14 protein-coding genes and 1 pseudogene are annotated in these 13,257 nt (G+C 43.0%); 7 read left to right on the forward strand and 8 right to left on the reverse strand.

Translation table 11 applies throughout. From position 1 onward, the window contains the following. Positions 1–38 precede the first annotated feature (38 nt). The gene (locus tag ACTF5U_RS01300; protein ID WP_438969823.1) at positions 39–1,175 is read right to left on the reverse strand and encodes a porin; all 1,137 of its coding nucleotides are present in this window, start codon (positions 1,173–1,175) and stop codon (positions 39–41) included. A 173-nt stretch (positions 1,176–1,348) separates the two neighbouring features. On the opposite strand from ACTF5U_RS01300, the gene ACTF5U_RS01305 reads away from it, so the two are divergent. Next, positions 1,349–1,888 (forward strand): hypothetical protein, encoded by a 540-nt coding sequence (locus ACTF5U_RS01305; RefSeq protein WP_438969824.1) that lies wholly within the window; start codon positions 1,349–1,351, stop codon positions 1,886–1,888. Positions 1,889–1,961: 73 nt separating this feature from the next. On the opposite strand, the gene pdxH is transcribed toward ACTF5U_RS01305, so the two are convergent. After that, a complete protein-coding gene (gene pdxH / locus ACTF5U_RS01310) occupies positions 1,962–2,609 on the reverse strand; it encodes a pyridoxamine 5'-phosphate oxidase (protein WP_438969825.1) in 648 nt (215 codons plus the stop codon). 96 nt (positions 2,610–2,705) lie between these two features. Here pdxH and ACTF5U_RS01315 point away from each other — a divergent pair, with 96 nt between their 5' ends. Beyond that, positions 2,706–2,921 (forward strand): TIGR02450 family Trp-rich protein, encoded by a 216-nt coding sequence (locus tag ACTF5U_RS01315; RefSeq protein ID WP_438969826.1) that lies wholly within the window; start codon positions 2,706–2,708, stop codon positions 2,919–2,921. Positions 2,922–2,999: 78 nt separating this feature from the next. Here the strand turns inward: ACTF5U_RS01315 and ACTF5U_RS01320 are convergent, their stop codons facing one another. Continuing rightward, positions 3,000–3,272 (reverse strand): hypothetical protein, encoded by a 273-nt coding sequence (locus ACTF5U_RS01320; RefSeq protein WP_438969827.1) that lies wholly within the window; start codon positions 3,270–3,272, stop codon positions 3,000–3,002. Positions 3,273–3,483: 211 nt separating this feature from the next. Between ACTF5U_RS01320 and ACTF5U_RS01325 the strand changes: the two genes are divergently transcribed. Continuing rightward, complete coding sequence (locus ACTF5U_RS01325) at positions 3,484–3,984, forward strand: methylated-DNA--[protein]-cysteine S-methyltransferase (RefSeq protein WP_438969828.1); 501 nt, start codon at positions 3,484–3,486, stop codon at positions 3,982–3,984. 10 nt (positions 3,985–3,994) lie between these two features. On the opposite strand, the gene ACTF5U_RS01330 is transcribed toward ACTF5U_RS01325, so the two are convergent. The 4 genes and pseudogenes from ACTF5U_RS01330 to ACTF5U_RS01345 all read right to left on the reverse strand — a co-directional run. Further along, the gene (locus ACTF5U_RS01330) at positions 3,995–5,152 is read right to left on the reverse strand and encodes a YbfB/YjiJ family MFS transporter (protein ID WP_438969829.1); all 1,158 of its coding nucleotides are present in this window, start codon (positions 5,150–5,152) and stop codon (positions 3,995–3,997) included. A 96-nt stretch (positions 5,153–5,248) separates the two neighbouring features. Next, positions 5,249–7,339 carry an EAL domain-containing protein gene (locus ACTF5U_RS01335; RefSeq protein ID WP_438969830.1) on the reverse strand — a complete coding sequence of 697 codons (2,091 nt, stop codon included), beginning with the start codon at positions 7,337–7,339 and terminating at the stop codon, positions 5,249–5,251. 282 nt (positions 7,340–7,621) lie between these two features. Beyond that, positions 7,622–8,071: a hypothetical protein gene (locus ACTF5U_RS01340; RefSeq protein WP_438969831.1), complete on the reverse strand. Its 450-nt coding sequence runs from the start codon at positions 8,069–8,071 to the stop codon at positions 7,622–7,624. A 59-nt stretch (positions 8,072–8,130) separates the two neighbouring features. Next, positions 8,131–8,442 (reverse strand): annotated as a pseudogene (locus tag ACTF5U_RS01345) (YceI family protein); the annotation flags it as partial. A gap of 291 nt (positions 8,443–8,733) precedes the next feature. On the opposite strand from ACTF5U_RS01345, the gene dacB reads away from it, so the two are divergent. The 3 genes from dacB (at position 8,734) to ACTF5U_RS01360 (ending at position 12,410) form a co-directional block, all read left to right on the forward strand. Continuing rightward, the gene (gene dacB / locus ACTF5U_RS01350; RefSeq protein ID WP_438969832.1) at positions 8,734–10,134 is read left to right on the forward strand and encodes a D-alanyl-D-alanine carboxypeptidase/D-alanyl-D-alanine endopeptidase; all 1,401 of its coding nucleotides are present in this window, start codon (positions 8,734–8,736) and stop codon (positions 10,132–10,134) included. A gap of 89 nt (positions 10,135–10,223) precedes the next feature. Then, the gene (gene ettA / locus ACTF5U_RS01355; RefSeq protein WP_438969833.1) at positions 10,224–11,882 is read left to right on the forward strand and encodes an energy-dependent translational throttle protein EttA; all 1,659 of its coding nucleotides are present in this window, start codon (positions 10,224–10,226) and stop codon (positions 11,880–11,882) included. Between the two features lie 150 nt (positions 11,883–12,032). Beyond that, positions 12,033–12,410, forward strand: coding sequence for a hypothetical protein (locus ACTF5U_RS01360; protein ID WP_438969834.1), 378 nt, complete (start codon positions 12,033–12,035; stop codon positions 12,408–12,410). Positions 12,411–12,418: 8 nt separating this feature from the next. Here ACTF5U_RS01360 and ACTF5U_RS01365 read toward each other — a convergent pair whose 3' ends face one another. Then, entirely contained in the window at positions 12,419–12,715 is a 297-nt protein-coding gene (locus ACTF5U_RS01365; protein ID WP_438969835.1) for a hypothetical protein, read from the reverse strand. Between the two features lie 126 nt (positions 12,716–12,841). Between ACTF5U_RS01365 and ACTF5U_RS01370 the strand changes: the two genes are divergently transcribed. Next, positions 12,842–13,207 carry a sirohydrochlorin chelatase gene (locus ACTF5U_RS01370; protein WP_438969836.1) on the forward strand — a complete coding sequence of 122 codons (366 nt, stop codon included), beginning with the start codon at positions 12,842–12,844 and terminating at the stop codon, positions 13,205–13,207. Positions 13,208–13,257 lie beyond the last annotated feature (50 nt).

Consider the following 13,257-nt stretch of genomic DNA (forward strand, 5'->3'; position numbering starts at 1 on the left):
CCTACATTGAAGAAACGGTTTGATACGCTATAAGTGGATTAAAATTGAAGCTGAACTGAGACATCAAAAATGTCTGCGTCATCACTGCCGTCTACTTCAAGATCTTTATAAACAGCCGTGACTGAGGCGTTATAACCATCCATGATGTAGTTCACACCGAAATCGGTACGTTTGGTTTCAACATCATTGTCTGCATCAAAGTTTTGATAACGAACAAAAGGCATGAATTGACCCCAACCCACTTTTTCTTTGAAGATAAAGCCAGCACTAGCGTAATAAGCATCGCCTTGCTCGCTGAGGAACACATCATCGGTGTCATAATCGAAATAAGCGGCTTCAAATGAAGCTGCGCCAGCACCCAGCTGCTTTTCTAGCAAAAGATCAACGGTCCATTGGGAATAATCACCAACATCAGTCGCTGAAGCTGCACCGTCACCTTTTTCACGTGCAGCAACACCAATAGTGAAGATATCTTTAGCACCCAGGTAATTACCTGTACCGTAGTAGCCGGTTTCTTTATCCCAGAAGCTGTATTGAAGACGACCGGCATACATCAAGTCATCGTCGTCGGCGTTAGAGCGGTCCTCAAGACCAGAGCCATCCGTTCCAACAGAGAATCTAAAAATGTCTTTACCTTCGAAAACACCAAACGAATAGTTCAGTCGTTGATCAAGTGCCAAACCAACCACAGCTACACCGTCATCACGTCCGATGACGCCGCCATTCCAGCCATAGCGTGCAGTGATGTCGGCCCAGTAGCCATCACCTGAGGTAAAGAAAGGACCTGCTAAATTAGCACGGCTGCTAGGTGATAAAAATCGACCCGCCCAGATTGAAAAATCAGGTGTTAATTGGAAGATACCGACTGCATCAATAACCTGAAAGTTATCGTTACCGCCCGACTTTTCAGTGTTCAACATGCCTTTGATATATTTATTCAGAGCACCTGCCAGGTATAGTCGTCCATGGTTCAGTGTGAAGTCGTTTGAATCATCAGAGCCATTGTTAAATCCGTCTTCCGTGTAGTTGTAGCTGCCGATCAAACCGAAGCCGACGCTTACATATTGATCTTCACCAAATGTAATCGTACCTGCTGCTTGAGAGATTGCTGGAGCCACCATCGCAGAGCTAGCTAAAGCTACTGCACAGGTGAGCGAATTGAGTCTTGTTTTCATGGTTTACCCCTGTTAGCCGATTGATAAGAATGTGTGCCCGGAAATAATGTTCAGGAGCAATACTAGGCGGGGGTAGTGAAAGTCTAAATACGTCAAATTGCGTAGAAAGAAATTTCTTTGATTGCGTTAAGCTAAGTTCACTCTTATATATGTAACCGGGAGATTTAACTTAGATGAAATTAATATATATCAATGACTTATACAGGTTTGCATTAGGTTTTACTTTAGTGTCTGCATTGACTGCATGTGGTGGTGAATTCAGTTATAAACGAGGCGCTTCTGTGCAAGATCTTCAGAATCAAAAAACGGATTGCGATGGTAATAACAGATCTGAAGAAGAGGTCAATAAATGTCTCAAAGACAATGGCTGGATTGTTGTCGACATGGACTCGGATTATAGTCTTAAACCTCGGAAACTAAAGACACTCTCAACCACCTATTCCAAGAGCCAGGGGGATCCATTTGCAGTGGAAGAAACTCTTGCAATGGAAGAAGCTTCTGAGGCGACTGTGACCGAAGATCCACTTGATGTGATCAAGGTTAACTCATGGTGGAAAGCCGGTGCTGGCCCAGAACAGCTATATCAGAATGGTGATGCCTGTTTAGAAAGTTTGGGTGAAGACTATAAAGCGAATGCTAATTTCAGTGAAGTCAGTCTGGGCATCGCTTATTGTATGGAAGATAAAGGTTGGCGTGCACTGTTGGCTAAATAAACAAATCAACTAAGCGCGGCTGACAATAGAGCATTATGGGTTTGATATAAATGCGAGGCTAATAGTGCGTATTTTATGGAGCGAGTCGTTGTTTGACCCACTCTCCTTGTGCCGTTATTGAATAGGCGATTCTGTCATGCAGGCGTGATGGTCGCCCCTGCCAGAACTCCCAATACTCAGGGAGCAGACGATAACCTCCCCAATGTGGCGGCCGCGGCGGATTCAGACCAAATTGAGCGCCGTATTTTGCGGCTTGTTTGACGATAGTTTGTCTTCCGGAAATAACCTCGCTCTGTGATGAGGCCCAGGCGCCAATACGGTGGGTTAAAGGACGCGCCTCAAAGTAAGCATCAGATTCTTCTTTAGCGATCATTTCGACCGAACCTTCAATTCGGATGACCCGTTCGCATTCAGGCCAGTAAAATTGCAAAGAGGCATAGTGGTTCTTTGCTAGATGATGTCCTTTACGACTTTGATAATTGGAAAACCAGACTAAGCCACGTTCATCATGAGCTTTTATCAGAACGGGTCTGCAAGATGGTCGACCCCGCTCATCTGCAGTGGCTAGAGTCATTGCATTAGGCTCATAGAAACCCAGCTCGATCGCTTCATATAGCCATTTGGTGAACTGCAGATAAGGTTGGTTGGGCGTTTCATTTTCATTCAAATGCCCTTTCTCGTAACTTTTCCTTAAATGTTTTAGAGCCTTATCTTGTTTCATTATGATTCCGTCGATTCACTGTTTGACTGAGCACATTCACAGGATACTCACTTGACTCGTGAATAATCTGTGAGTGTCTACAAAAGGGAAAACAGTATGAACCAAATCAACCCTGAAAAGTTAATGCAATCTAAATGGACTGCTACTAAACTGGTTCGTAAAGAAAAGCACTTTATGGTGACGGAAGTTGATAGAGATGCGAAAGGCGTGGTCACACACTGTTACTTAGAAGCCGTGCTGACTAAAAAGGTTTATCACATACGTTGGGAAGCGCTGAAAGAGGATGAAAACTGGTTGCTGGGATGGCATTAAAATCCAGTGGAACGTTTTTGGTTATTTGATTTACAGCAATCATAACTGCCTGCGGTGATTTATTGTAAAAAGCCATTTTCAGTCAGACAAATCCCAGACGTCTGTTTTATTAAGATGAAATCCGAATTGTTCTTCGTGTTCTATTTTAATATCAAGTAGTATGAGGATGTCCTCATAAGGGAACCCTTTTCTGGTGCCACCTCGAGTTTCTGTAAAAAGCGATTCAATATATGGCACACAAAGCTCACACCCCCAAAAAAGATCTATTTTTTTCGCTATATGAGGGTATCTTTCAGCAATCGTTTGGAATTTCTCATTATCACCCAATTCGGGGTTGTGCAGTTTCTCCATGATGGCAGCTGCCTGTTTTTAGGTTAGTGACTTAGCCACGATTTACACATGATTATATTTTAGTGTGCACCTTAGCGATAACCCCCCTTTTTACGGAGTGTTACTGAGCATAAGGTAGATATATTGACAGTTTGGTTGCTGTACTGGTTTCATGTTCAGAAAGTGCTGTGAGGTACACACAAGCTTCTGTTTTAATGGTTATAGAGGATTCATGATGACTTTATTTTTTGCAGTCAGAGACTGTGCTCTGGGGCGTATTCTTATTGCTCAGAGTCAACTGGGTGTCTGCGCCATTCTGTTCGGTGATAATCCTCAAACACTGATGTTGGATCTGCAAAATCAATTTCCTCAAGCAGAATTGCGTCTTGCACGTGAAGAGCACGAAGAAGTTATCGCACAAGTGATTAGTTCGATTGAGGATCCTTCTCTGAAGCTGACTATTCCGCTTGATATTCAGGGAACCGATTTTCAGAAACAGGTCTGGACTGCGATACAGAATATCCCACCCGGCCAAACTGTTAGTTACAACGATTTAGCAAAACAGATACATTCGCCCCTTGCTGTCAGAGCGGTAGCGAATGCCTGTGCGGCCAATAAACTAGCAGCACTCATCCCATGTCATCGCGTCGTCAGAAATGATGGTTCGCTGGCCGGCTATCGTTGGGGAATTGAACGCAAAAAGTTGCTGTTGCAAAAAGAACAACGTCCCTGAAGGCCTAGTCTCAGGCTGCTATGCGCGATTCTTCTTGATAGATAAATAACAGCAATATGATACCAACGAATACCGATGCGGCGGCAAGCCATAACGCCGACGTATAGGTGTGGGTAATGGTTGAAATATATGCTGCGATAGCGGGCGCGGTAATCTGGGCGATGCCATAACTGATGGTCAGTTTTGCCATCGCTTTTGCAGGATTGGCAGGAAACTTATGGCCGATAAAAACCAGCATTAAACTCACGATGCCGGCAAAGGTTGCACCAAATAACAAGGCTCCAATCAGGTTTATCAAAAGCGAATCACTCAGTGCCGGAATCATGATTGAGATAAGCAATATCATGAAACTCAGAATAAGAGCTGTTACTTCACCCGTTTTGAGTGAAATCCAGTCCCACATAAGACAGGATGGTACCGCTGCGATGCCCAGTAATACCCAAATCCAATCCTCTTTTCCATTTAGAGCCGGCATGCCTTCAAGGATCGCCACAATAAAGGTTGCACTGATAACATAGCCTACACCTGCACAAAAATACGCGCCAACCATTAGTTGCATCCAGCGCCTTGAGGCTGATTTATGATGCATGGGCATTTGTTTATGTGTTTTATCCGGTGCCGGCATCCATAACCAGGCAGGCACAAAAAAGCACAATCCAAACAGTCCCATTATTATCCATTGTGAGGCCCAGTCGAAGTGATGATTCATCAGTGCAATGAGAATGCCCGGAATCGCTATACCCAATCCCAGTCCCGAAAAGTGTAATCCGAGCTGCGCTTTAAACTGATGTTGTTTTAACCAACTCATCACAAAGCCTGCAGCCAATATAATGCCTGCCGTACTGGAAATACCTGCTATCAGACGCAGTATGCCCCACAATGCAATGTTTGTTGTTAAGCCCATTCCGACTGTGCTTATCACAGCAATAATCAGATTCAATCGGTAAAAGTTGAATTTAAATTGTAAATTATTAATCTGCGATATCAGCAGCACAGCTAATAAATACCCTACGTAGTTAAATGTCGCTAACCAGCCACCTGAAAATGTGGTGAGTTCGGTTTGATCCAACATAAGCGGCAAAAAAGGCGTGTAGGCAAATCGCGCTATACCGACGGTTAAAATTAACGCTGATATTCCAGCTATTAATACTTTATATTTTTTTGTCATTCGGCATTTACAAGGGGAAAGGTACTTTTTTATTACTTCTTATAACGCTAAGCGATTACATATATCACGTAGGATCTTTGATTTGATCGCGTGGTTTTAATAAAAAGGCGTTTCAGTTGAAGAGAAGGTTTCCAGCCACACGGCTTTGGTGAGTGGGCGGTAAAAGAAAAAGCCCTGAATATAATCACAGCCTTTTTTATTTAAGTAATCGACTTGCGTTTGCGTCTCAACCCCCTCAGCAACGACTTTAAGCTTCAGTGCAACGGTCATATTGATAATTGTATCGATGATTGGGTAAAACCCCTTTGCATCGATCACATCATCAAGAAATGATTTATCAATCTTAATCTCATCAATAGGAAGCTTGTTAATATACTTAAAGTTCGAATGCCCTGTGCCAAAATCGTCCACTGAAAGGCTAAACCCCTGCTCTTTCAGCATGAATAAAGTGCTTGTAAGCATCTCAAAATTTTCTGCAACAACCGATTCTGTAATCTCGAATGTAATTGCTTTAGTACTGATCGCGTGTTTGTAACAGATATTTTCGATATTTTCGATTAAATGTCTATCAGCCAATTGCCTCAAACTCAAGTTGATGGATACATTCATTTGCCTCCCGGCTTGATTCAACTCGGCTAACGCTATGCAGGCTTCTTCCACAACAAAATAGCCGACTTCAATGATCGCACCAGTGTCTTCAGCTACAGAAATATAATCAGCTAACTGGAGTCGACGAAATGACTCATCTTCCCAGCGGAGCAAGGCTTCGCACGAACTCACGTGGCCGTTTTGTGACACTTTTGGTTGATAAACCACGCTTAACTTCGATCGGTCAATGCCATCCAACAATGATTGTGAGAGTTCGGCCAATTGACTTCGCATACCATAGTTGAGCTCATCAACAAACTGTAACTTGCCTATATGTCCTTGCTCTTTAATTAATTTGAGCGCATCTTCCAGCATTGGTACCAATGCACCGTTCTTTAGATTATCTGAGTTGAAAACACTGCCTATAGCAGTCATCGATAATCTATGGTTCATTTCTGTAGATAAGGTTGCGATGACGTTTTCCAGGGCTTTTTTAACTACTTTTTGATGTAAGTCATAATCATCAGCTGAAAGTGGATTTAATGACTTTATTATAAAAACATCACTGGCAACGCGATAAACACGGACTCCCAGATTACTTAAGGCTTTGTTGATGTGGGTGGCAAAGTTTTTCAATAATGCATTACAGCGTTCGTAACCAAAAACAGCATTTAATTGATGAAAACGATCGATATCAACTAAACAGGCAAAAATGCTTTTCGTTGTCCCAATTTCAACTAATCTCTCAGTATCCAGATCCAAGGCTTCACGCGAGTGAAGTCCAGTGAGCGAGTCATATAATGCCGTTTTCAGCAATCGGGCCTGTGTGCGTTTAATTTCTGAAATGTCACGGATCAAAGCGAGATAATGACTCCCTTCTTTATCCGTATAATCAATCAGGTTAATTTCAATGTGGATATTTTTACCTTTTCGGGTAGTGGTTTTTATCTCTTCCAGCACGCCTGACATGTCAGTATCGTCAAATACATAGTGTGCAGACGAGTGCGCTTTGTCAGCACCTGCCCTATCAGGTAAAAGGCTGTTAATATTTTTACCTATCAACTCGTCATCTGCGTAACCAAACAGCTTGTTACAATAGTCATTGACCATCTCTATCTGACCATTTGGGTCACAGATTACAACAGCTTCTGATAGCATGGCCAAGACATTCTTGAATCGGCGATCTAAGGAACTGTACTCATCAAAACATTCGTTTTTCGCCTGGTCACTAATCGATTGAGCCTGGTTAAGAACATTCCTGACTTTAGTTTGCAAGAGCTTATGGTCAACTGGTTTAGATATAAAATCTATAGCTCCGAAATCCAGTGATTTTTTGTGCATTTTATGCGTATCGCTGGATGTGATAACGATAATACTCGTCGCTTTAAAGGCATCGTTGTTATTGATTTCATTCATAACATCAAAGCCATCAAAGTCCGGTAAACCAATATCCAGCAAGATGAGGTCAGGAAGGATGTCTCTGGCTGTTGCAACAGCACTTTGTCCGGATGAGGCGATAAAAACGGCACACATACCAGAAAGTATGTTTTTCAGCTCATAAATAAAAATCGGGTCATCTTCAACAATTAAGATTTTCACCGTCTAGCTCCTTCTTTTGCATTGCTCAGTCCATTGAACTCATCTCAAGAAAGAGTTATTTGATTAAAGAGCAAAATAAAAAGCTTTCGTACTTTATGCCTGAGTTGAGGCAAAAAACTCACTTCTACCCCATTATGTCCCTGAGAAAGCAAAATTGAAACTTTTGTTGAAAGTATGCATCGTCAAAATACCAGATTGATATCGCCTGTTTCACAGCAGTCAAAACATATCGTTGTATTTTAAAAAACGATGAATACAGTGCATTCAGCATTTGCAGGGAAATCAAATTATCTGCAATCTTTTTTCAATACTTCTAAGTTTTTCATAGGCTTGCGATTCATCGTTAATGTTTTCTACCAAGCCGCGATGAATCGCCACTGAAACTGCTTCCTGGTTATTAAACCGGGCGCCATCTTTAAAAATAAGATCGACTAATTCTCTCGCCGGCATATCCAGATAACCAGCAAGCTTTTGCGTTTCTTTGGAAAAGAATTTCAACACGTCTGGATGCGTGTATTTAACGGCCAGTATGGCAAGGTTATCGATCAGAACCAATTCGTACCGCATTTCTTCAGATAAGCCATTGTCCTGTACAAAGCGCAAGCTGGTTAGGCCCGTCAGTTCATAAAAGGCATTTTGCACTTTTACTGACGGGGCCTGTTTGTCTGCAACAAGGACTCTCAGCCATTTCAGACGGTGTCTGGCGAGTGTAATAATGCTTTGTTCTAGCAAGATTCGACTCCTTCCGTTATAAATTGCTTCTCGGTTAGAGTTCACTCTCTTTGTGAGATTTAATCAACCGGTTTAAGTTTAATATCATAGTGAACGGTTACCGTATTGGGTATAAAGTCTGTGTCTGCAAACTCACCGATACCCAAATCATAATTAAGACGTTGGAGTTCAGAACTCCCTTTCAGGTTCCAGCCATAGTCAGTCGATACTAAATTGAACTCACCTGATTTCTGATGACTGATACCTCGTATGGTTAGTTCGCCTTGCGCGCAATAACGATTTCCTACTTTTATTATCGATTCTGTTTGCCATGTTGCGACAGGGTAATCATTAACGTTCAGGGTTTCTTTATCCCTCATGCCGATATCGAGATTTTTATTACCTTGTTCTCACCGACGTTATATCCACATTGACAGTGATGGGGCAAATTCAATTGTTGCAGTCGGATTTCGGCATCAAACCGTTTACAGCACTCGGAGGTATTCTAGGTGTGGCAGATAAGCTCCTGATCCGGTTTCGAATTCACGCAACAGTGAAATAATACCTCTTTACATTCCTTTTTATTACATAGAGACTTTGAATTATCAGCCCTGTCACATGATGCCAGGGCAACTAATCGTTCTTTACATTTTCTGGCGCTCAATATTATGGTTTCAGGTTTTATGCCGAAATTTTTACCTATTCTATTCACGCTTTTATTCTCTACCGCCATTGCCTCAGCTGAGAGTAATGAGTCGATGTTTGCTGACGCTATGAGCAAGTTACCGGCAGGCTCGGAAGCCAGTGTTTTGGTTTTAGATGCTAAAACGGGGCAAGCGTTGATAAGTCATAACGAAACAACCTTCCGCCCTCCTGCCAGCGTACAGAAGCTGGTTACAGCCTTGGCAGCAACACTTCAGCTGGGTGCTAATTTTAAATTCAATACTGATATAGAAGTAAAAGATAAGGACATTATCTTTCGATTTTCCGGCGATCCCAGCCTGCGACGTGATGATATTCGTAAACTGATTGGAAAACTGAAAAAAGATCGCGATGTCATCCAGGGCAATATTTACCTCAATGCAAGCGCTTTCAATGACTTCGAGTTAGCTGATGGTTGGCCCTGGGATAATCTGGGCGTCTGCTACAGTGCGCCTTCAAGTGCCATTTCTCTGGATGATAACTGCGCCGTTGCCAAAATGGTATTCAAAGATAGAGAAAGGACCCGACTAGGTTTTGAAATCTCACGCGACGCGCCTATTAACATCATCGAAAACCTGGAGATATTGGATGGTTTGGAAAAGCGTTACTGCAACTTTAAGTTGATGGCCGATAAAACCAATCAGTACAAACTGGGTGGCTGCGTAGGAAGGCATGAAATTCCACGGTTTTTAAGTTTTGCTGTTCAAAATACCGAGCTATACACAGCTGAAATGATACGGCGTGAGCTCAAACATGCCGGCATTGATTTACGTGGCGAGATTATACGTAACGATCGTGCTTCGGGCGTGGTTATCGCCCATCATCAGTCCGATGCATTGTCAGTCTTGCTCGATGAAATGATCAAAGATTCAGACAATCTCATCGCCGATAATCTGCTTAAAGCTGTGGGAAGAAGTTACTACAATGAGCCGGGGAGTTTTGACAATGGTGTTTCTGCAGTAAAAGCGGTTTTAAAAGACAAGGCAGGCATTGATTTCTCTGATGCACAATTAGCCGATGGTTCGGGGCTCTCGCGAAATAACCGGCTCACCGCAGAGCATATTATGCAAATTGTGCAATTTATCTATACACACCCTGAATTAAACTTGATTGATACTTTTTCAGAGTCAGATAAAAGCGGTACTTTACGTTATCGTTATAGTTTACGTACTGAAGAGTTGAAACGCAGAGTGAGAGGTAAAACGGGGTCTTTATATGGCACTTATAATATTGCTGGTATTTTAGAAACAAAATCTGGCAAAGACGTATTATTTGTGCAATTTGTCACCAACTATCACCATCCCGATTTTCATCGTCATGAAAAACGTGAAATACGCCGGTTCGAACGGAAATTGTATCAATCGTTGCACAATCTGAACTAACAAAGCCGTACTTTATAGATTCGCATTCTGGGGGCTGTAGCTGTAAAATTCAGCGCTTCTGACAATTCAAGTTTTAGTGGAATTCAATCATGGCGCAATACGTATACAGTATGGATCGCGTGGGCAAGATCGTACCGCCCAAACGCGAAATTCTTAAGGATATTTCCCTCTCCTTCTTTCCGGGTGCCAAAATAGGTGTGTTGGGACTTAACGGCTCGGGTAAGTCTTCCCTACTTCGTATTATGGCCGGTATTGATGAGGATTATATCGGCGAAGCCCGGCCGATGCCTGATCTCAATGTCGGTTATCTGCCGCAGGAACCGGAGTTGGATGACAGTAAAACAGTACTTGAAGTGGTTGAAGAAGCTGTTTCTGATGTCAAACAGGCTCTCACCGACCTCGATGCTATTTATGCTGCTTACGCGGAACCGGACGCAGATTTCGACGAATTAGCCAAGCAACAAGCTACCCTTGAAAACCTGATCCAGGCCAAAGACGGTCATAATCTTGAAAATGCACTGGAACGTGCTGCCGATGCACTTCGTCTACCACCATGGGAAACACCTGTTTCAGTACTGTCAGGAGGTGAAAGACGTCGTGTCGCTCTGTGTCGTCTGTTATTGGATCATCCTGATATGTTGCTTCTCGACGAGCCGACCAACCACCTTGATGCAGAATCAATTGCCTGGATTGAGCGCTTCTTACAAGAATATCCCGGCACCGTCGTCGCCATCACCCATGATCGCTACTTCCTTGATAATGCGGCCGGCTGGATTCTGGAACTTGATCGTGGCCGAGGTATTCCTTATGAAGGCAACTACTCCTCATGGTTGGAACAAAAAGACAACCGCCTCGCACAGGAAGCGAAAGAAGAAGCTTCACACCGCAAAGCCATTCAATCTGAACTTGAATGGGTTCGTCAAGGAGTTAAAGGCCGCCAGGCGAAATCCAAAGCACGCTTAAAATCTTTTGAAGAAATGAACTCGCGTGAGTTCCAAAAACGCAATGAAACCCAGGAAATTTATATTCCGCCCGGTCCACGTTTAGGTGATAAGGTAATTGAACTGAACAACGTCACCAAATCTTATGGTGAAAAACTATTGTTCGAAAATTTAAGCCTCTCCATTCCGGCCGGTGCCATTGTCGGAATCGTTGGTGCAAATGGTGCCGGTAAATCTACCCTGTTCCGTATGATTGCAGGTGAGGAACAACCTGATTCTGGTGAGATTGAAATGGGCAGCACTGTGGAACTGGCCTACGTGAATCAGTCCCGCGATCTGGATGGTAGCCGCACGGTATTTGAAGAAATTTCGGATGGTGCTGATATTATTACGGTCGGTAACTACCAAACGCCTTCACGTGCATATTGTGGCCGTTTCAACTTCAAAGGTTCGGATCAGCAAAAATTCGTTAAAGACTTATCCGGTGGTGAGCGCAATCGCTTGCATATGGCGAAACTGCTGAAATCAGGTGGCAATGTTTTATTACTTGACGAACCGACCAACGATCTCGATATTGAAACTTTACGTGCGCTGGAAGAAGCCTTACTTGCGTTTCCCGGTTCTGCTGTTGTTATTTCACATGATCGCTGGTTTCTGGATCGCATCTGCACGCATATTATCGCTTATGAAGGCGATTCATCGGTGGTCTTTTTTGAGGGTAACTATGCGGAATACGCTGAAGATTATCAAAAACGTTTTGGTAAAGATCATCAACCAGAGCGTATTAAATATAGACGCATCAGTTAATCAGAATTTTTTTGCATTTCTATGCAGTAATTCTTTTAAAGCTGTGGTCTAGCTTATGTCGCTGTTGAATACTGCAGTGATTCATTATGCTATATCTTGGTTAAAGTTGGATGGCACTCTATGGTGCCATCCTTTTTTTTGGGTGTCGTTATGAAAGCATCTCAAGCAGCTCGATTAAAACTTCGCTGTCCAATAACGCTGGGCAGAGATCATACGATTACGATTCCTGATGGCTGGTTTGAGCTGGTGTTCGATATGTGCGCCAGAATTGAAGATATCGCACAACAAATCAATCGTAAGAAGCGTCAGCGAATGTTTTTACCCAGAATTGTTTTTATAGAAGAACACATGGGGCGTATCTCCTGTGATCTTATCAATGGCAACCAGGATATTGCCGATATCATTCGCAAAACACAAATGACTTCGGTCAGACGCTGTATGTATTGTGGTGACGAGGCCAATCAATTCCGTCATGGCAGACAATTAGTTACCTGTTGCCCTAAACATCGTCAAGGCGTGATGAGTTAATCCTGGTTTTATTGGTGCCGGGTACACGAAGCAAAGACCGTTTCTTCGACTTCTTGTTCCGATTTATCTTCCGGAAATGAGAACGCCAGGTTGATGGCTAAATCAATGGTTCGGATGAAATCCAGATTCGCAAATTCAGATGGTGTCTCAGATTGGAGCTGTTGTTGTGTTTTGCCCTCAAGCCGTTGGGCATAATAGTCACCCGTCAGACCGGCAATGAGTTCACATTGTTTGTTTTGTTGCTGTGCAAACGCATTTGAGCTGAGCGTGGTCAGTAAAGCGATTAAAAGACTGGACTTCAACATTGTTCGGTACCCCGGATATTATATGCATAGCAAGAGACCGCAAATTTTGGCTGAATATCCTCACGTGGAATTTCAGTGCATCATTGTAGTCAATAACTGCGTTAAAAAATAAGCTTATGGAGAGAAATGAAAGCGTTACTTATTGTGGCTCATGGTAGTCGCAGACAAGCATCTAATCAGGAAGTGATGGATCTGGCCGAGTTGGTGGCACAGAGACAGGATAACTCCTTTGACCTGGTCGAATCAGCTTTTCTCGAGCTGGCTGAAACACTCATACCCGATGGGATTGAGCAGTGTGCGAGAGCAGGTGCTACTCAGATTACAGTCATGCCCTACTTTCTTAATTCAGGTAAACACGTCACACAGGATATTCCCGAGGTAATCACGGCGATCAAACCTCAATATCCAGACATCACTATTGATGTCACCGAGCACATAGGAGCCTCTCCCGTAATGATCGAACTTGTCTTACAAATCGCATCGGCAAAGTAACGTCGTTTATTGTTTAATAAAACGCAAACTCTGCTCTTTCGAGTCTTTAC

Source organism: Methylophaga sp. (assembly GCF_965655755.1).
Classification (GTDB): Bacteria; Pseudomonadota; Gammaproteobacteria; order Nitrosococcales; family Methylophagaceae; genus Methylophaga.